We start from the raw sequence: 18,537 nt of genomic DNA on the forward strand, positions 1-18,537 counted from the left end.
TTAGCGTAGAAAACTGCTAATCAACCACAATAATATAAAAGTCAGTACCGTTGAAAACTGATTTGCAGTGAAACTGATGGCTGGTATCTGCGGCAATAGTAAGTTAGCAATCAGTCCACCAGTAATTAAGCCTATAATCAGACCTACAAGAGTGAACAACACTGCTCTACCAAATCGGCCTTCTTTACGATTGAGAAAGAAAATACTAGTTCCTACCCCAATTACCAACGCCAACTGCAAAACTTGATCGCCTGCGGCTGGATAAAAAACACTAATAGCACTCAAACCCAAAAACCAAACCCCTGGCAAAAGCACATCTGTCCCTGAAGGCTGATCTAATATTTTTTGCAGCCATGCAGGGGACTGCTCGCGGGGTGTTAAGTTTTCTTTGGGAGCTGATTGGACTCTTAACTCTGGAAAGCGGATACGTTCAGGGACTTTGATTTTACCTTCTTGGCGCATCCTCAAACGATCCATTAAAATCGCATCGTAGGCAGCCTCAATGATTTCTACACTCTTGCCATCGCCACTATATTGTTCAAATAGGCGATTGCGAGCGTCCTGAATCTCATCAAAGCTAGCATCTTCTGATACCCCAAGTTTTTCGTAGGGACTTTGATCGCTCATGGGAGTTTATACTTCAGCCTTAGTCAGAGGCAGTCTTTGATCGAAGGAAACAATTTTAGGTTTTATTTTGATCGATAACAAAAGTATCGACGGTATTTTATGCCCTACCAGGATATTAGCACGGCTTAGTTAGATTAACCCGTAAATTTTAACTATAGTAACTTTAACATATTGCCATAACTCCGTGTATCCCCTCATGTCGTTGACCAATTCTGGCTCTACTCTAGAATTTGAGCTAGGGATACCTAAGAGCTATTTTTATGAAAAAAATAACTTTTATCTTTCAGATTTGGCAATTTACAGTTCCCTAAAGGCGTTTTCATGATTGAGCCACTAGATTCAGTAGTAGTATCAATCCAGATAAAGATTTAAAATTGAAAAGTTTTAAATTTCCACTAAACTTAAAAACACACTGCTGTGGCTAAAACCCAAAGATGACGCAACATCAAAGTTGAGAATAAAAGTCATTCCCTACAAATCTAGGGATTACTACTAAACTCTTCCTGATGTCGTTATGCTGCAATGTGATTACATTGTTATGTGGATCATCAGGCAATTTTATCCTGAGTTTTGTAGTTTCTTAAATATTCCCAAGTAGAAACTGCGTTTTTACGCCATACTGCTGTTAATCTTATTAATTTTTGTGCAAAGTGATGGTCATGGCTCCTGCCAAGATTCTTGTAGTTGATGACGACCCTGCGGTTCGGAATTTAATCCAACGCTTTTTGATAAAGCAAAACTATCAGGTGGAGGCTGCCGAAGATGGTAAGACAGCCTTATCTCTATTTGAGCAATTTAACCCAGATTTGGTAATTTTGGATGTCAATTTACCAGATGTCATTGGGTTTAACCTCTGCCAAGAGATGCAAAGTCGTAATGGTGTTTTTGTTCTGATGCTAACTAGCCGTGCAGATGAAGCTGACAAGATTCGCGGCTTTGCTAAAGGTGCTGATGACTACCTCACCAAACCCTTTGGTCTGGGAGAACTAGAAGTCAGGGTCGGAGCTATTTTAAGAAGACAGCGCGTTGTCACCACCGCAGAACAGAAACGGTTAACATTTGAAAAACTGATGATTGACCCTGTACGGCGAGAAGTGACACTTAACAGCCAAGCTGTACCCTTAACTGCTCTAGAATTTGATTTGTTACATTTCTTAGCCAGCCATCCTGGCCGAGTGTGGCGACGCGCCGAACTAATTCAAGAGGTCTGGGACTACGAATATGTAGGCGACCAGCGAGTTGTAGACGTACATATCGGTCAAATTCGCAAGAAAATTGAAGTGGACGCTAGCCAACCAGCATTAATTCAGACTGTGCGTGGGGTAGGGTATAAATTTGAATGTCCCACTCATTCACAGGTGGAAACCAATGCTTAAATATGTGGCTCATAGTCTAGGTTTAAATAATTGTTTTTACACTTAGACTAGATATTTTCTTCGTATAATTAAAAACTAGATTAATCAAATCGCTCAAAGACGTGCAATGAAGTCAGTGTATGAGCGATATTTTCATGTAAACAACCAAAAGCCTACGCTAATAGTCTGGCAATTCAACTTTGCAAGGTTAATAGGAGCAAAAACAGTCTCCTTATTATCTCTGCTCCCCCTGCTTACCTTAGCCTAGCAATTTTGGGTTGGTGAACTACTAGGAGACGGTTGATTTAAATAAAAAAATTCTCATGGACACGATATAGCGTATCCATGACAGGAATAAGTAATCATAGTACCGTCCGTACCAGCACTTGAGAATGCCTGGTACATTAGCTGTTTGTGGCAAATCGGTACGAGACATTTCTACTTAGCAGTGATGAAATAAAGTTTCTAAGTAAACACGGGCAGCACGGCGATCGCTATCTCCATTTTGTAGTAAAAACAATGACAGTGCTGCCGTTAAGACACGATTTTGATCCCAATCAGGATGTGTTTCTAAGTAATTTTTCAGAGAATCATGGAGAGTTTCAGGGATTTCTGTAAAAATACTAACTGTCGAGTTCATAACATTTTCCTTCTTTGAGGTCAGTCAAGGGGATAGATTGCTTGTAGTTAGCTAGTTGCAGATAACCATCCGACAGACATCGATTTTTGGTCTTGATGTCAACGGTTGAACAAACTACAAACCCAGGTCGAATCATTGTGCGATATGAGGGGGTGGGTTTGTCAATGCTGCGAAATGTTAAAAACGGTTGTATAAAAAACAGACCTGGACGCAACAATCAGGATCAAAGGTGAATTTTTGTTACATTAATTAATAAAAACTCAGTCCCTACCAATTATTAAACACGTAAGTTAAAAATCCCCAGTAAGACAGCAACAGCCTATTGCCTCGTAGACCATCTGTGGAAAACTATGAAAATCCCTGTGGAAATCCTGTGGAATCGGTGAGGAAAATTTCACCGAATGATAAGAATTACAAAAAAATTATCTTTTGATAACAATTAATCCGATGAAAATTGCGCTACCGTCCCAACTATCAGCGTGGTTATCTCCGATACATCCCCAAATTTGGGTTTTAGCGATCGCCAGATTCCTATCAGAAGTTGGTTCAGGCTTCACTGTGTTTTACGCCCCCATATTTTTTGTTAACCAAGTGGGTTTATCTGCAACTGCGGTTGGTTTTGGCTTGGCAAGTGCGGCTACTTCTGGTTTTTTTGGCAGAATTTTGGGTGGTTCCTTAACTGATTCTCCTAAGTGGGGTCGTCGTCGAACTTTGTTGCTAGCAATGGCAGTTTTGGCAATGGGGTCTTTAGTGTTGGCAACAATTACTAATTTCACCACCCTGATAATTGGTAATCTAATTTACGGATTAGGTATGGGTATTTACTGGCCAGCAACGGAAGCGATTGTCGCCGACAGTAGCCAAGTAGAGCATCGTCGAGAAGCTTTTGCGCTGACTCGACTAGCAGATCATCTAGGATTAGCCATAGGCTCCGTATTAGCTGGGGTGTTGATCACGATCGCTCAAAATTACCGTTGGCTATTCATCGTTGATGCCATTTCTTTTATGGTGTTTTTTGCCGTGGTTTATCTCGCAATCAAAGAACCTGGTTCATCCACAACTGCACCAGCACAACAACAGTTTACGGTTTGGATAGCAGCATTAAGCGATCGCCGTTTCCTGACATATATCGCAGTCAATGTCTTATTCACCATCTATATTTCGCAAATACACAATGTTCTCCCCATCTACTTAAAAAACTTCCTCAATCTGGGAGAAACAGGGAAAGGATTTGATGAAGCTACTATTAGCGCCTTATTTGCTTGGCATCTTGTGTTGGCTATTATTTGTCAAATGCCTGTGACCAGTATTCTCAAGCGCTCTTCCCATACCCTAGCGCTGACTATTTCGGCTGTGTTTTGGGCAATTGGTTTTAGTCTTATTTGGATTACCAGCACCACCTCATCCCACCAATTGATTTGGGTGATCTTAGCCTTAGCCATATTTGCCATAGCAGGTGTTTCCTACACACCCTCTGCTGCCTCTCTAGTCAGCGACTTAAGCCCAGAATCACAACGTGGGGTGTATTTCTCCATTAACTCCCTTTGCTGGGCTGCTGGTTCCTTTATCGGTTCCCCTCTTGGTGGTTGGGCATTAGATCAACCCCAAGCAATTACCCAAAACCTATGGTTAGGTTTTGTCTTGAGTGTAGCGATCGCCCTGACAATCCTGCAATACCTCAATCATGTTTTGGGGAATGGGCAGTAGAAAAGTTAATTTTCATTCTTTGTCATCTCCCAATCCCCAGTCCCCAATCCCTAACGCCTACGTTCTTGTAACTTCCGATAAACTGCCTTGATATCTACTTGATGGTGAGCTAAAGCCACCAAAGTGTGGTACAGCAAATCTGCCACCTCACCAGCGATCGCCTCTTGGTCATCATCCTTACAAGCCATCACTACTTCAGCCGATTCCTCGCCAATCTTCTTTAAAATCTTATTATCGCCACCTGCAAATAACTTGCTGGTATAGGAACTTTCGCTGGGGTGATTTTGGCGATCGCAAATTACCTGAAATACCTGAGATAACGTATCTCCTGGCGGTGGCACAATTTTTCCTTCCACTTGATGGAAACAACTACGTTCACCAGTATGGCAAGCAATATCTCCAATCTGCTCCACGCCAACTAGCAGTGCATCACTGTCACAGTCATAACGTATGCTTTGCACCTTTTGGGTATGGCCAGAAGTTCCGCCCTTATGCCATAATTCCTGTCGGGAACGACTCCAAAACCAAGTTTCCCCTGTATCTAAAGTCTTTTGTAAAGACTCTCGATTCATCCACGCCATCATAAGGACTGTGCCATCCAAATAATCTTGCACAATAGCTGGCACTAAACCCCGTTCATCGTAGCGGATTTCTTCGACGGGGATAACATTTTGTGGTGAGTGTGAATCGATGAAGGACATACCAGCTAAATTTAATGAGAATGATTCATGGTTTCACGATACCATTCTGTATACAGCAGCTGGCATGATTTTTTCGAGTAATATTTTTTCATCCTTGTAAAACAACAGTCCTATCCATAGCCGACTGCATCCTGACAGCACTTAAAGCAACGTGATGAGCTTTGGCAACTTCTCCATACCAATGGATTGCCGAGTTAAAAGCTGCTCGATAAAGGTCTTGATGAGACTGAGATAGTTGAGAGCGGACTTCTAAAGGCAAGTCTTCGTTGGACTTGTATAACATATTGTTATTTTTTTGGTTCTGCTTATTTTATACGATAGAAGTTCTAGGCGATTTTTAACCCTATCCTGAGATAGAGCTTTTTTTCGTTGCCCATTGTTAGGAGAGACCCTTGGTAAATACCACTATTAAAACCACAAAATCACAAGAAATCTTCGCTGCCGCCCAAAACCTGATGCCAGGTGGTGTCAGCTCCCCTGTGCGCGCTTTTAAATCTGTAGGGGGGCAACCCATCGTATTTGATCATGTAAAGGGTGCATACATCTGGGATGTAGATGGCAACCAATACATCGACTATGTAGGCACTTGGGGGCCTGCCATTTGCGGTCATGCTCATCCAGATGTCATCGGGGCGTTGCATGAAGCTTTAGAAAAAGGTACTAGTTTTGGTGCGCCTTCATTCTTGGAAAATGTTTTGGCGGAAATGGTCATCGCTGCTGTTCCCAGCATCGAAATGGTAAGATTCGTCAACTCAGGGACAGAAGCTTGTATGGCTGTATTGCGTCTGATGCGTGCTTTCACTAACCGGGAGAAAGTCATCAAGTTTGAAGGCTGTTACCACGGACACGCCGATATGTTTCTGGTCAAAGCCGGCTCTGGTGTAGCCACACTAGGTTTACCCGATTCCCCTGGTGTACCAAAATCTGCAACCAGCAGCACTCTCACAGCCCCATACAATGACCTCGAAGCTGTTAAGGCATTATTTGCAGAAAACCGCGATCAAATCGCTGGTGTCATTCTCGAACCAGTTGTTGGTAATGCTGGGTTTATTACTCCTGATGCCGGCTTTTTGGAAGGACTGCGGGAACTAACTCACGAACATGGAGCTTTACTCGTGTTTGATGAAGTGATGACCGGTTTCCGTATTGCCTATGGTGGCGCTCAAGAAAAGTTTGGCGTTACACCCGATTTGACGACTTTAGGGAAAGTTATCGGTGGTGGTTTGCCAGTGGGTGCTTATGGTGGTCGTCGGGATATTATGTCTATGATTGCGCCTGCGGGCCCCGTGTATCAAGCAGGAACGCTTTCTGGTAATCCTTTAGCCATGACAGCCGGGATTAAAACTCTGGAGTTATTGCAAAAGCCCGGTGCTTATGAGTATCTAGAGCGGATTACTAAGAAGTTAGCAGATGGGTTACTGCAAGTTGCCCAGGAAACAGGTCATGCAGCTTGCGGTGGTCATATTAGCGCCATGTTTGGTTTATTCTTTACCTCTGGCCCTGTGCATAACTATGAAGATGCCAAAAATTCTGACACAGCTAAATTTGGCCGCTTCCATCGCGGTATGTTAGAGCGGGGTGTTTATTTAGCACCTTCCCAATTTGAGGCTGGTTTTACCTCTTTAGCTCACACTGACGAAGATATTGATCAGACGATCGCGATCGCCCGCGAAGTTCTATCTAGTATCTAAATACTGAGTGCTGAGTATAATAACTCAGCACTCAAAAATCAGAACTTTTTAACAGCCACAGCCATTATGGTTACAACCTTTTATAGTTTTGTGACCTTCGGCACAGCCTTCAGAACAATAGTATTTACCCTCTTTATTGATGGCATCTTCTACGGAAATGATACACAAGCAACTCGGACAGGCACATTTCATTTGAGTTACGGTTGTCATAATTATTTCCTCCGTTTTCACTTGTGATTACACTACAATATCTGAACAGATGTTCAAGTATTGCTTAATAAAATGTAACAATTAGGTTATATAATTACGTTTGGCTACTCTCAGCAATTCAAAGAGTCTGTACAACATCCAGTATGGGAGACTCTACACTATAGCTCTTACCATGAAGTTCATAGGTGAATACAGCTTTAACTTTTTTTGCACCACTAAAGCCTTGAGCATTAGTTAAATAAAAGCCTTGTTCAAAAATTTGTAGTCCAGCTAAATTAAATGGTTGCACTACCTGAGAAATCAAAATTTTATTATTATCTGCTTGTTTAAGTTCGACTTTCTGCGCGTTGATATTTAGATGATTGAGCGTCGAATTCTCCAGTCTCAACCTGACAACAGCGTGACCAACTGGGTAATTTTCTGCCGCACCAGGAGGTGGTATCAATGTTTCATATACCTCTAAAAGATTAACATTCAAACTTAGAGCAGGTTGTTGGGTATTTTGTACCATAATGGTTGTTTGGATGGGTGATTCAGTTTTGGGTAAAGATATCAGTGTAATAGAGGCTATCAAGAAAAGATAATCAAACACCCTAACCCCCATTCTTTTTATGGCTATTTTGGGAATTTTCAGTATAGCTTACTACACCAATTTCCAACGCATCAAAGGCTAAAAGGTAGTATTTCTAGTTAGTATTACTGATTTACTCATCTTATTGCAAATAATCTTGAGTAGAATAACTGAAAAAATCGAATTGTAAAAGACATTTATGTAGAAAAAATAGAAATCTCAATTCTTAAAAAGTTTCACGAGAAAATATTTAGTCTCGACACTATTTGTTAGCATAAGTATAATAAATCATTCAATGATGAGAATCGCTTTACGTAACCCAGGTACAACTTTAGGAATTCTTTAAAGGAGTTCCAGCAAAAATTACCTAGTAAGAGTTGATTTTATATCTCAATAATTGAAACAGAGCATAACGCTTTCTATTATTTATTCGTGCAGCGAGTTGACAGTGCATGAGCTACTGCATTAATCCTACCTGTCCAAATCCAGAAAATGTAGCATATAGCCAAAGGTGTGAGGCTTGTGGCTCACGGCTACTGTTGCGCGATCGCTATCGGGTGCTGAAACCATTGGGTCAGGGTGGCTTCGGTGCAACCTTTTTAGCCCATGATCAAATATTGCCAGGGGAACCAAGTTGTGTAATTAAACAATTACGTCCTTCAGGAACAGCACCACACGTTTTGCAGATGGCGCGAGAACTATTCGAGCGAGAAGCCAAAACCTTAGGCACAATTGGTAATCATCCCCAAGTACCACGATTGCTAGACTACTTTGAAGAGCAAGAACAATTCTACTTAGTTCAGGAATATATCAGTGGTTCCACTCTTCAACAGGAGGTCAAACTTAATGGCACTCTGAGCGAAGCAGGTGTAAAGCAATTTTTAAGTGAAATTTTGCCCTTACTGCAATACATCCATGAGCATAAAGTAATTCACCGTGATATCAAACCAGCCAATTTAATTCGCCGTTCTCAAGATGCCAGAATGGTATTGATTGACTTTGGTGCGGTCAAAAACCAAGTCAGCCAAGCAATTACAAACCAATCGGCAAACACCGCACTAACGGCCTATGCAATTGGCACTCCTGGTTTTGCACCTCCAGAGCAAATGGCAATGCGTCCAGTTTATGCCAGCGATATCTATGCCTTGGGGGTAACGTGTGTATATCTATTAACAGGTAAAACACCTAAAGATTTAGATTACAATCCCACAACAGGTGAAGTCATGTGGGAACATTTGGTACAAGTAAGTGACCACCTGATTGGTGTGCTGCGGAAAATGTTGGAAGTATCAGTACGCAGTCGTTACCAATCAGCCACAGATGTACTTAAAGCCTTGGAAATCGAGCCATATTTGGAAAGTTTGGCTCAGGGATTGCTAGTGAAATCAGAGAAAGAGCAAACATCCCAACGTCCAGAAAATTCTGCGGTTTTATCTAGCAGTTCTCCTGTCGCAGCAACTAGTGTAGGTGGTGTAGCACAGGTAGCTGCCGCAATTAGAGCCAGAAGAGCTAAAGATGCAGCAGCCAAGTTAGCCATATTACCTAATAGCAACAGTAATGGTAACGCATTGCCAACTCAACAATCCAAAGCTGGACGTAGACTAGATAGCCAAACTTTAATGAAAGCTTATCTTAAAGGGAGACGCGACTTTGCTCTTCATAATTTAAATTTCCTTAATCTCCAAGGAGTTGACTTATCAGAAACAAATTTTCATTCAGCTCAGCTACAAAGCACTAATCTCCAAGGAGCTAACCTCCATAACAGTGATTTTGGCAGAGCTAGCCTGACACGCGCCAACCTTAAAGACGCTAATTTAAGTAAAGCTTATTTCAATCATGCCGACTTAGAAGGAGCAGACCTACGTGGTGCAGACCTGAGTCATGCTTATCTCAGTAATGCTAATCTTCGTGGCACTAATTTGTGTGGTGCTAATCTTACAGGTGCAAAAATTACTGATGAGCAACTAGCATTGGCGAAAACTAACTGGATGACGATACGTCCTAATGGTAAAAGAGGTTTATTGTAACTGGAAGATTTAAGACAGAGAATTTTGGTTCCTATTGATTTTTATGAATCATATCTTTTGTCCAAAAAATCACATTAGAATTTGGATTTTTAAATGCCCACAACTTCTAAAAAAATTGAATATAAATGAGCATTGAATCATAAATTTTCATAGCTAGAGAAAATAATTGGATTAATCTTAATCAATGAGTTATATTAAATTTATTTGTAATAGAATACAATAGATAAAGATACATTAAACCGATAAAATGTCTGGTTACACAAAGTAGCTGAAGAGAAGATATAAACTTCTCTGACCATTTCCTGAAATCACATATAATTAGCCGAAATTTCCTATTAACATATGTTAAAAGACCAAGATAGAGGCATAGAATTCCAGTTAAAGAACCAGGATATAGAACGGCGCTTAAGTTTATATCAGATATTTATTTCTCTGTATGAACAGCATAGTGATCTTTTGAATGATATCCTTCAATTAGACAATCTATCTCAGTCATCCTGGGCTAATGCAAAGCCTTACTATATACAAGGGGTAATCGATGAGTCAGCTATATATGTGATTACCAACTTATGTAACAATCAAACACAAACCCTACAGCAACCACAGTTAACTTGGACGATAGGGCGCGATCATAATAATGGTATTTCCACCTACGATAAACTGTTGTCTCGTCACCATGCGGCAGTTCAATATATTGACAATCAAGGCTTTTACTTAATTGATTTCAACAGTACAAATGGTTCTTTTGTTAATGGAGAGCAAATATATCAGCCAGTGAGACTTAAAGATGGTGATATTATCCGCTTAGGAAGTTTAACATTTAATTTCTTCTTGAATTATAGCAGTCGTCTTTTACCAACAGTAACAACAGATTTTTTGAAGCCAACGATACCTCAAACACAGAAACATCGAAGTGAAAACTCAGAAGATACTGTACAAATTTTTATAGGGACTGATTCTCTAGAAAGTTTAAAATATGAACATCAGGATTTAAGTCCTGAGCATAAATCGGAGATTTTAGACTGTTTTTTTCAGAGACAGAGATAATTTGATTCTGGTGAAACAAGATTAAGACAATCTGGTTTTGTTTCACCAATCATCCCTTTACTTATAATTTAGAATAACAATTTATTTCAGTTTCATAGAACTTATATAAGTGTTACATAATGTACTTCGTGCAGGATGCGTCAGATATCAAAAACTTGTTTATTGACACACCCTACTAATATACAAGTTGCGTAAGTCCTGTTTTATTAAAATCCATAAATTAAAAGATTACCCCATATGGAGTAATCTTCAGATGAATCGTATCATTTTAGAGATAGTTGCGGATTGCGGTAGTGTGATTACTTAGTTTAAGGAATTATATTTACCTAGTTCATCACACTATCAATATTATTCTTCCTCGTCTAAGTCAACATCTTCTTCATCTTCTTCGTTAGCTTTGGCTACCGAGTTTGCAGAAACAACAGCGCCCTTGTCCAATTTTTCACGCACCTGTTGTTTAATCTGTTCAGCAAATTCTGGTTTTTCTTCCAGATACTTGATAGCGTTATCTCGACCTTGAGAAATATTATCGCCGTTGTAACTATACCATGCTCCCTTACGGAGTAAGATACCAGTTTCTTCAGCTAAATCTACTAAACAACCTAGAGTGGAAACACCTTTACCAAAAATAATGTCAAATTCCGCAATTCTAAAAGGCGGTGCAACTTTATTTTTCGCAACTTTGACTTTAACTCGGTTACCAAATTCATCAGTACCTTTTTTCAAGGTTTGAATCCGACGAATATCTAAACGCACTGAAGCGTAGAACTTCAAGGCGTTACCACCAGTTGTTGTTTCCGGGCTACCGTAGGTAACACCAATTTTCTGCCGCAACTGGTTAATGAAAATTACTGTACAACCAGATTTACCAATATTGCCAGTAATTTTACGTAGAGCTTGGCTCATTAATCTCGCTTGTAAACCAACATGGGCATCACCCATATCGCCTTCGATTTCTGCACGGGGAACCAACGCTGCTACTGAGTCAATAACTACAATATCAACGGCGGCGGAGCGTACCAGCTGATCAACAATTTCCAACGCGGATTCACCGGTGTCTGGTTGGGAGACCAGCAAGTTTTGAATATCTACACCTAAGGCCGAGGCGTAGGTGGGGTCAAGGGCGTGTTCAGCATCCACAAAAGCAGCAATTCCGCCTTCTTTTTGTACTTCGGCGATCGCGTGGAGTGCTACTGTTGTTTTACCGGAACTTTCCGGGCCATAAATCTCAATCACCCGCCCCTTGGGCAAACCGCCACCCAATGCTAAATCCAAGGTGAGCGCTCCTGTGGAAATCGTTTCTACCCGCATCCGGGTAGCATCGCCCAGGCGCATGATTGCTCCTTTACCGAAGCTGCGCTCAATCTGGTTGAGTACCATAGTTAGCGCTTTTTGCTTGCCTGAAGTATCGGTATTGATAGCCATTACTGCCTCTAAAAATGTATGGATTTAAGGAGTGTGGGGTTTGGAGTTTGAGTAGAACAGATATACTATTTTAGCCGGAAAATTCTAGTATAGGGCTTCTCAAATTAAAAAGTAACTTTGACAAGATCGTAACCCAATATTCCGCAGGTGCGATCAGAAATATCTTCATGTACTTGCCAAAATTTTTACTGGCGCTACTGAACAGTATGCTACTCCATCCTGATGACTGAATTGTCTCACTACTCCCCAGTTTTGTCTTTCATGCTTCCCATCCGGACACAAATTTTTTATATTAGTGGGTCTTAGACCGACAACTAAAGTTTTTATTAATACTTTTTTCCTGTGCGCCTTTGTAAGTTAAACTCCCTTCATGAATATCAAGCGTCGGCAATTCCTGAAAACTTGCGGATTAGCTACTGTAGCTACTCAGATTCCTCTATTTACTGCTCAAGGTGAGCAACGGTCTTCTCTACAAGACACTACACGTAGCTTGCGTCTTTGGAGGAGTACGAGCAACGGTCGGTCATTGTCAAACACTATCATCAAGCCACAACGCTTACAAGTAGGCGATACGGTGGGGTTAATTGCGCCGGCTGGTACTTTTGAACCTCGATATATAGAAGTAGTCCAGCAACATCTGACTAATTTGGGATTAAAAGCTAAGGTGGGAAGACATATTTTAGACCGTTATGGTTATTTAGCAGGTAGAGATGCTGACCGCGCCCAAGATGTAAATGATATGTTTGCAGATGATTCGGTTCAAGCAATTCTGGCTATGCGTGGGGGTTGGGGTTGCAATCGGATTTTACCCTTACTCAATTACCCCTTAATTCGTTCCCATGCCAAAATTCTCATGGGTTATAGCGATATTACTTCTTTATTATTAGCGATTAATGCCCGTAGTCGCATTCTCACTTTTCATGGGCCTGTGGCTACATCTACCTGGACTCCCTTTATGCTGGAGTACCTGAAGCGTATTTTATTTAATGCAGAAGCAGTAACATTAGAAAATACAGATTCTCCTGAGGGAAAAGTACAAACAATCACACCAGGAAAAGCGCAAGGTCAACTTGTAGGCGGTAATTTGTCAGTTTTATCTGCAATGGTTGGTTCACCCTATCTACCAGGTTGGCAAAATAGAATTTTATTTTTGGAAGATGTGAACGAGGATGTTTATCGCGTAGATAGGATGTTGACGCAGTTAAAAAATGCTGGAATACTATATCGAATTTCCGGTTTTATCTTTGGTCAATGTACCGACTGTAAGCCAACCAATGACAAATCCCAGACGTTAATAGAAGTATTACAAGACCATATCACTCCTTTAAAAATACCCGCTTGGTATGGTGCAATGATTGGTCATATTCAAGATAAATTCATCTTACCAATTGGCGCAAATGTGGAAATCGACGCTGATGCTGGAACAATAGAATTATTAGAGGCGGCGGTCAATTGAAAAATGCTAACTTGTAATGAATTGATACTATTTATAGTACGAATTAAACAGTATTTTCTACAATAAACACAAATGTACAGATGTTCAAACGCAAGCTATATAAAATCAATCAATGTCTGGCGATAAGTATTTGGTAGCCCCGTATCAAAACATTGCCCTTGCATCACATACCCTGTAATTCCTTCTGCTTGACACAATTTATCTAAACAAGTTGTTAACTGAAATTCACCGCGATCGCGTAAATTTTGGTTTATACTGTCTGCTAGAAAATCAAATATTTTTGGTGTGAGGACATACAAGCCAAAAACACATAAAAACTCATCTTCTGCCATATATTCTACCCGCAAATGCTCACGCGCATAATCAGTACTGGGTTTTTCTGCAAGTTGTGTTAGTTCCAAAATAGAATTAAACTCTTGCCACACTCCTGTGACACATCCAGCCTTACTAATTATGGCTGCTGGCATGGTAGTTAAGCCAACAACACTTTGATGAACTTGTGCGTATATCTCTACAACTTGTTGCGCGCAAGATTTTTCTGTGTCGGATTTATAAACATGATCACCTAACATTAATAAAAATGATTCATTTCCTACCCAATCTTTGGCGCAGAACACTGCGTGGCCATATCCTTCTTGTTCTGATTGCGTCAATAAAACAACTTTCTGTCCCAACTCTTGCAAGTATTGACTATATTCTTGATTTTGTGGCGAAAGTTTTTGTAAAAGTTCTGGTGCGGGTGGATTTTTAAATAAGTCAGCAAAAACTCCTATATCATCAGGCTGTACAACAATACCAATTTCTGTAATTCCTGCACTAATAGCTTCTTCCACAATGGCTAAAATTACAGGCTTGGCTCTACCATCTTGATCAATAATTGGGAATAGTTCTTTTTTCACAACTTTAGTAGCTGGAAATAATCTAGTACCAAAACCAGCAGCCGGAATCACGGCTTTTCTTACTTTATGAATTTGCATAAATTACTATTTTTAATTTTCTACGGAAACGTAACTAAATTCTGGCGGTGAAGCAGCTAAAACTCCTGATATACCCTGAAGTAACTTTTCTGCTTCTACGGGTTTAACTAAATGCAGTTGAAAGCCAGCAGCTAGTGCCTGTTTTTGGTTGATTTCTCCAGCATAAGCAGTTAGGGCGATCGCTGGAATTTTACCACCTTTTGCTGAAGGCATAGCTCGAATTAACTGCATCAACATATAACCATCTATTCCTGGCATTCCGATATCACTTAAGAGCAAATCAACTTTAGTTCTGGCTATTACCTCTAAAGCCTCACCTGCTGATGTCACTGCTGTTACTTCGGCTCCAGATTGTTCTAACATTAATGTCAGGAATTCACCTGTATCAACATCATCATCTACTACCAAAATATACAGTCCAGCTAAACTCCAAGTATTATCTGGCTGTCCCACTTGTGGAACTTTCTGCGGCGCATTAAGCATTAATGGTAAATTGACTGTAAATGTTGCGCCCATTCCTTCCCCTGCGCTTTCTGCTTTGACTGTGCCACCATGTAGTTCTGTGAGATGCTTAACAATAGCCAACCCTAATCCTAAACCGCCAAATTGTCTTGTTATTGTGCCATCTGCTTGACGAAAATACTCAAAGACATAAGGTAGAAATTCTGAACTTATTCCCTTGCCATTATCTTGAATTTGAATTTGGGCAGAATTATTAACTCTTTCTAAGGCTACCTGTATTTGTCCTGCGGGAGGAGTGAATTTAATGGCATTAGCAAGCAGGTTCCAGATAATTTGTTGTAAACGAGCAGCATCACCTGCAACCATACAAAAATTGACGTTTAGTGCAGTTTTAACATCAATATTTTTCGCCTCTATTGCTAGACTTACAGTCTCCAAAGCCTCTTCAATCGTATTAACTAAATTCACCGACTGGATATTTAAATTTAATTTCCCTTGCTGAATGCGAGAGACATCTAATAAATCTTCAATAAGTTGAATTTGTAATTTAGCATTCCGCTCAATTGTTTCTATCCCCCGTCGGCGCGTAGCTTCTTCCAAATTCCGCTTTTTAAGTAGAGTTGCCCAACCTAAAATCGGGTTAAGTGGAGTACGCAATTCGTGAGAAAGAACTGCCAGAAAATCATCCTTTAAACGATTAGCTCTCTCAGCTTCGCTTCTAGCAATTTGCTCACGCATCAGCAGATATTCCCGTTCTTGTTCTGCTTGTTTGCGTTCAGTAATATTCCGAAAAAATATCCCTAAGCCATCTTCAGCCGGATAGGCGTGGACTTCAAACCACATATCCCATAGTTCGTACAATACCTCAAAATGGACTGGAATATTTTCAGCTAGCGATCGCCTATATTCTCGCTCAAAGTCTGTACCTTTAGTTCTCGCCCACTGTTCCCAGTAGTTCTTACCAATCAAGTCTTCTGGTTCTAAATCTTGAATTTTTGCCGCTTGGTGATTGCAATATGTAATATCCCAATCTCGATTCACAGCAATAAAAGCATCAGTCATACTTGACAAAATATTGCTCAACCGACTGCGGAGCGCTTGTTCACGCCGAAGTAATTCATCCTTTTCTCGATGAGATTCTTCTAAACAATCATTGATTTCCACCAGTGATTCATTGAGTTGGATAAGTTTTTCTGATAATTCTGCGCGGGTTTGGTATTCCCCACGACGCACTTTTTCTACTGCTAACTCTACTTGAATACTTGACCTTTCAGTAATAGCAATGCCCACAAATAAACTCACAGCACACTGTACCAATAAGCTCAATTTGTGGACGTGTAAAACTTCTGCTTGTACTGGAAAAGTGGCTAAATACATTGCTTTAGGGTAAGCAACTAAGTAAGCAAATAGCGTTACTAATACACAGAAACTTGAAGTTAACATCCCACTAGTTACGCCAAAGCGGGTTGCAGCCCATAAAACTGGAACAAAGCCTAAAAAAGACAACTGTTGTAACTTAAATCCGTTTTGATTAGTTTCAGCCACTGTTAAGGTTGCTATAGCTAAACAAAGTAGTAATATGGCGCTGAATTCTAATAAGAGGTGCAAAGAAGGACGGAAATTTCGAGAAACAAATCCAGAATTTAGTGGTTCGGTAGGGCGTAACCAGCCTTGAGATTGAAAATAGGGGGTAAAAACTAATAAGGCAGTAGGTGCAATCGCCATGATTCCAATTGCATTACCTAACCACCAATGGGGTATGTTATGACTCAAACCAGCGAGAGGCATTTTGCCTATAGCGACAAGACATAAACTACCAATTGTCGCCAAAGTAGCGCAGGCGACGAGGGGGGCGCTAACAGTAAAAAGAGTGGCATCCTTGAGGGTATTAATGGTTCGGGAACCCTTCCAGAGACGGCGGTACAGTAACCAAGCGCTCAGAGGCTCGATGATATCGACAAAAGCTATTAATCGCTCCCAACCATGTAAACCCCAAAACGGCGACATGAGAAAAGAAGCCAAGCCGGTGAGAATAATACCACAAGGGCCGAACCAAAAAGTTAAAGCGATCGCCACACCTGATGGAGGAAACCATAAAGACACTCCCGGCTGAATGCGGTAAATCAGCGCCATCCCATGAGCAATAACCAGAGCGAATAAGCCCAACAGTGAAATCATCAGCCATCTACGCATAATGGCAATTTTCATGGAGTCTGTCATGGGTTACATCATCGAAGGGTGCTTTGTGCTTCAGCTCATGCAGTCAAGACTTTACCAGTAGGCATTATGAACTGCTACACCAGTACATATGAAAACACTTTTTCTCGTCTTTTCCATTTAGACTGGGGAGTAATACAATATGCAGCCATATCAGACTAGCGTAGGAGATCAGATATAGTTAGTCAAAGACAATCACATACTGTTAAACCATTAATATCTCATCCAATTTTCGCATTTTGCAAGTGCTTGATAGTTAAGATAATTATCATTTGCAATTTTATACATTACGCTTAGTATAGTTTAGTCCATAGAGAATTTCTAAAGACCGTAACCTTATAGTCAAAAAAATTTGCCTCTGCCAGGAAACTCTAGCAACGATCAGCTAAGATTTTTCTCAGCAGAAGTAAAAAATCTTTATTGAGTTATATGATTACCAAGATTCCCAATAGTAATTATCAAAAAAACAAATGCAGTTTTGATATTAGAGGAGATAAACGCAATCATTTTTTGCCAGGTAATTTATTTATAGGTTTATGTGCTGCCTTGCCTATTACCTTGGCATTACCGGTAGAAGCTTTGCAAGTACAGGTAAATCCCAAGAATCCCCGCCTGGGGGATACAGTTTCTGTAGTGATCAATTTAGATAATCCAGACAATACCAATAACCCAACCGTATCTGTTGGCGAGAAAACTTACCCAGCTTTTGAAGTAGCACCCAATAAGTATCGGGCATTTATCCCCACAACACCCCTAGAAAAGCCAGGCACTAGAAAAATTAGAGTATTTGGTGATGGTCAAGTTCAAGAATTATCTGTACCAGTAGCTACTCGTAAGTTCCCTGTACAGCGCATCACTTTACCACCAGGGAAATCTGCTGACGGTGCGACTGAATACGAACTCAACCGTGTTGCAGCCTTTAAAGCGTTACAAACATCACAAAAGTATTGGAATGGGCCATTCCTGAGACCAAATACAGGACGACTCAGCACACTTTATGGTGTACGTCGCTACTACAACGGGAAATTTGCCAATGACTACTACCATCGCGGTCTTGACTATGCTGGTGCAGCCGGTTCGCGTGTAGTTGCCCCGGCTGCTGGTAAGGTAGCTTTAGTCGGCAGGGTAGCCCAAGGATTTAGAGTTCATGGTAATGTAGTTGGCATTGACCACGGCCAAGGGGTTGTCAGTATTTTCATGCACCTGAGTCGAATTAATGTCAAAGAAGGTGACTTGGTAAAAGCTGGACAATTAATCGGCGCAGTGGGTTCTACAGGGGCTTCTACCGGGCCGCACCTACACTGGGGTCTGTATGTTAACGGTCAGTCTATTGACCCAACCTCATGGAAAAACAAAACTTTTGAATAATAGAGGCGTAATTAGTCGTTTCTGTTGTTGACTTTGTATATTTTTTGTCGATAATG

16 protein-coding genes are annotated in these 18,537 nt (G+C 40.7%); 7 read left to right on the forward strand and 9 right to left on the reverse strand.

From position 1 onward, the window contains the following. A complete protein-coding gene (locus tag ACM5QX_RS04210) occupies window positions 1-627 on the reverse strand; it encodes a CPP1-like family protein (protein WP_414752512.1) in 627 nt (208 codons plus the stop codon). Window positions 628-1,286: 659 nt separating this feature from the next. Between ACM5QX_RS04210 and ACM5QX_RS04215 the strand changes: the two genes are divergently transcribed. Further along, window positions 1,287-2,003, forward strand: a complete 717-nt coding sequence (locus ACM5QX_RS04215) for a response regulator transcription factor (RefSeq protein WP_011321571.1) — start codon at window positions 1,287-1,289, stop codon at window positions 2,001-2,003. Window positions 2,004-2,424: 421 nt separating this feature from the next. Here ACM5QX_RS04215 and ACM5QX_RS04220 read toward each other — a convergent pair whose 3' ends face one another. Further along, window positions 2,425-2,622, reverse strand: coding sequence for a DUF2811 domain-containing protein (locus ACM5QX_RS04220; RefSeq protein WP_010997412.1), 198 nt, complete (start codon window positions 2,620-2,622; stop codon window positions 2,425-2,427). Between the two features lie 447 nt (window positions 2,623-3,069). Between ACM5QX_RS04220 and ACM5QX_RS04225 the strand changes: the two genes are divergently transcribed. Then, window positions 3,070-4,329, forward strand: a complete 1,260-nt coding sequence (locus ACM5QX_RS04225) for an MFS transporter (RefSeq protein ID WP_414752513.1) — start codon at window positions 3,070-3,072, stop codon at window positions 4,327-4,329. Window positions 4,330-4,379: 50 nt separating this feature from the next. Here ACM5QX_RS04225 and hisIE read toward each other — a convergent pair whose 3' ends face one another. Both hisIE and ACM5QX_RS04235 read right to left on the reverse strand, forming a co-directional pair. After that, window positions 4,380-5,030, reverse strand: coding sequence for a bifunctional phosphoribosyl-AMP cyclohydrolase/phosphoribosyl-ATP diphosphatase HisIE (gene hisIE / locus ACM5QX_RS04230; protein ID WP_414752514.1), 651 nt, complete (start codon window positions 5,028-5,030; stop codon window positions 4,380-4,382). Window positions 5,031-5,118: 88 nt separating this feature from the next. Further along, window positions 5,119-5,313, reverse strand: a complete 195-nt coding sequence (locus ACM5QX_RS04235; RefSeq protein WP_011321575.1) for a ChaB family protein — start codon at window positions 5,311-5,313, stop codon at window positions 5,119-5,121. 109 nt (window positions 5,314-5,422) lie between these two features. On the opposite strand from ACM5QX_RS04235, the gene hemL reads away from it, so the two are divergent. Further along, complete coding sequence (gene hemL / locus ACM5QX_RS04240; RefSeq protein ID WP_011321576.1) at window positions 5,423-6,721, forward strand: glutamate-1-semialdehyde 2,1-aminomutase; 1,299 nt, start codon at window positions 5,423-5,425, stop codon at window positions 6,719-6,721. Window positions 6,722-6,769: 48 nt separating this feature from the next. On the opposite strand, the gene ACM5QX_RS04245 is transcribed toward hemL, so the two are convergent. Both ACM5QX_RS04245 and ACM5QX_RS04250 read right to left on the reverse strand, forming a co-directional pair. Beyond that, window positions 6,770-6,931, reverse strand: coding sequence for a metallothionein (locus tag ACM5QX_RS04245; RefSeq protein WP_084789106.1), 162 nt, complete (start codon window positions 6,929-6,931; stop codon window positions 6,770-6,772). Between the two features lie 118 nt (window positions 6,932-7,049). Beyond that, entirely contained in the window at window positions 7,050-7,442 is a 393-nt protein-coding gene (locus ACM5QX_RS04250; RefSeq protein WP_414752515.1) for a hypothetical protein, read from the reverse strand. A 512-nt stretch (window positions 7,443-7,954) separates the two neighbouring features. On the opposite strand from ACM5QX_RS04250, the gene ACM5QX_RS04255 reads away from it, so the two are divergent. Further along, on the forward strand, window positions 7,955-9,529 hold the full coding sequence (locus tag ACM5QX_RS04255) for a protein kinase domain-containing protein (protein ID WP_414752516.1): 1,575 nt from the start codon (window positions 7,955-7,957) through the stop codon (window positions 9,527-9,529). A gap of 342 nt (window positions 9,530-9,871) precedes the next feature. Beyond that, entirely contained in the window at window positions 9,872-10,576 is a 705-nt protein-coding gene (locus tag ACM5QX_RS04260; RefSeq protein ID WP_414752517.1) for an FHA domain-containing protein, read from the forward strand. Between the two features lie 348 nt (window positions 10,577-10,924). Here the strand turns inward: ACM5QX_RS04260 and recA are convergent, their stop codons facing one another. Continuing rightward, a complete protein-coding gene (recA, locus tag ACM5QX_RS04265; protein ID WP_011321581.1) occupies window positions 10,925-12,001 on the reverse strand; it encodes a recombinase RecA in 1,077 nt (358 codons plus the stop codon). Window positions 12,002-12,371: 370 nt separating this feature from the next. Between recA and ACM5QX_RS04270 the strand changes: the two genes are divergently transcribed. Beyond that, window positions 12,372-13,457: a S66 peptidase family protein gene (locus tag ACM5QX_RS04270; RefSeq protein WP_414752518.1), complete on the forward strand. Its 1,086-nt coding sequence runs from the start codon at window positions 12,372-12,374 to the stop codon at window positions 13,455-13,457. Window positions 13,458-13,552: 95 nt separating this feature from the next. Here ACM5QX_RS04270 and ACM5QX_RS04275 read toward each other — a convergent pair whose 3' ends face one another. Next, window positions 13,553-14,434: a sugar phosphate nucleotidyltransferase gene (locus ACM5QX_RS04275; RefSeq protein WP_414752519.1), complete on the reverse strand. Its 882-nt coding sequence runs from the start codon at window positions 14,432-14,434 to the stop codon at window positions 13,553-13,555. A gap of 12 nt (window positions 14,435-14,446) precedes the next feature. Beyond that, window positions 14,447-17,116, reverse strand: coding sequence for an MASE1 domain-containing protein (locus tag ACM5QX_RS04280; RefSeq protein ID WP_414752520.1), 2,670 nt, complete (start codon window positions 17,114-17,116; stop codon window positions 14,447-14,449). A 426-nt stretch (window positions 17,117-17,542) separates the two neighbouring features. Between ACM5QX_RS04280 and ACM5QX_RS04285 the strand changes: the two genes are divergently transcribed. Beyond that, the gene (locus ACM5QX_RS04285) at window positions 17,543-18,481 is read left to right on the forward strand and encodes a M23 family metallopeptidase (RefSeq protein ID WP_414752521.1); all 939 of its coding nucleotides are present in this window, start codon (window positions 17,543-17,545) and stop codon (window positions 18,479-18,481) included. The last annotated feature ends 56 nt before the right edge of the window (window positions 18,482-18,537 follow it).

This window comes from Anabaena sp. CCY 9910, assembly GCF_963920875.1.
Classification (GTDB): domain Bacteria; phylum Cyanobacteriota; class Cyanobacteriia; order Cyanobacteriales; family Nostocaceae; genus Trichormus; species Trichormus variabilis.

Bases quoted from the DNA above. Each gene is read 5' to 3' on its own strand.
- ACM5QX_RS04210 (WP_414752512.1), bottom strand. From the start codon at position 627: ATGAGCGATCAAAGTCCCTACGAAAAACTTGGGGTATCAGAAGATGCT.
- ACM5QX_RS04215 (WP_011321571.1), top strand. From the start codon at position 1,287: ATGGCTCCTGCCAAGATTCTTGTAGTTGATGACGACCCTGCGGTTCGG.
- ACM5QX_RS04220 (WP_010997412.1), bottom strand. From the start codon at position 2,622: ATGAACTCGACAGTTAGTATTTTTACAGAAATCCCTGAAACTCTCCAT.
- ACM5QX_RS04225 (WP_414752513.1), top strand. From the start codon at position 3,070: ATGAAAATTGCGCTACCGTCCCAACTATCAGCGTGGTTATCTCCGATA.
- hisIE (WP_414752514.1), bottom strand. From the start codon at position 5,030: ATGTCCTTCATCGATTCACACTCACCACAAAATGTTATCCCCGTCGAA.
- ACM5QX_RS04235 (WP_011321575.1), bottom strand. From the start codon at position 5,313: ATGTTATACAAGTCCAACGAAGACTTGCCTTTAGAAGTCCGCTCTCAA.
- ACM5QX_RS04245 (WP_084789106.1), bottom strand. From the start codon at position 6,931: ATGACAACCGTAACTCAAATGAAATGTGCCTGTCCGAGTTGCTTGTGT.
- ACM5QX_RS04250 (WP_414752515.1), bottom strand. From the start codon at position 7,442: ATGGTACAAAATACCCAACAACCTGCTCTAAGTTTGAATGTTAATCTT.
- ACM5QX_RS04255 (WP_414752516.1), top strand. From the start codon at position 7,955: ATGAGCTACTGCATTAATCCTACCTGTCCAAATCCAGAAAATGTAGCA.
- ACM5QX_RS04260 (WP_414752517.1), top strand. From the start codon at position 9,872: ATGTTAAAAGACCAAGATAGAGGCATAGAATTCCAGTTAAAGAACCAG.
- recA (WP_011321581.1), bottom strand. From the start codon at position 12,001: ATGGCTATCAATACCGATACTTCAGGCAAGCAAAAAGCGCTAACTATG.
- ACM5QX_RS04270 (WP_414752518.1), top strand. From the start codon at position 12,372: ATGAATATCAAGCGTCGGCAATTCCTGAAAACTTGCGGATTAGCTACT.
- ACM5QX_RS04275 (WP_414752519.1), bottom strand. From the start codon at position 14,434: ATGCAAATTCATAAAGTAAGAAAAGCCGTGATTCCGGCTGCTGGTTTT.
- ACM5QX_RS04280 (WP_414752520.1), bottom strand. From the start codon at position 17,116: ATGACAGACTCCATGAAAATTGCCATTATGCGTAGATGGCTGATGATT.
- ACM5QX_RS04285 (WP_414752521.1), top strand. From the start codon at position 17,543: ATGATTACCAAGATTCCCAATAGTAATTATCAAAAAAACAAATGCAGT.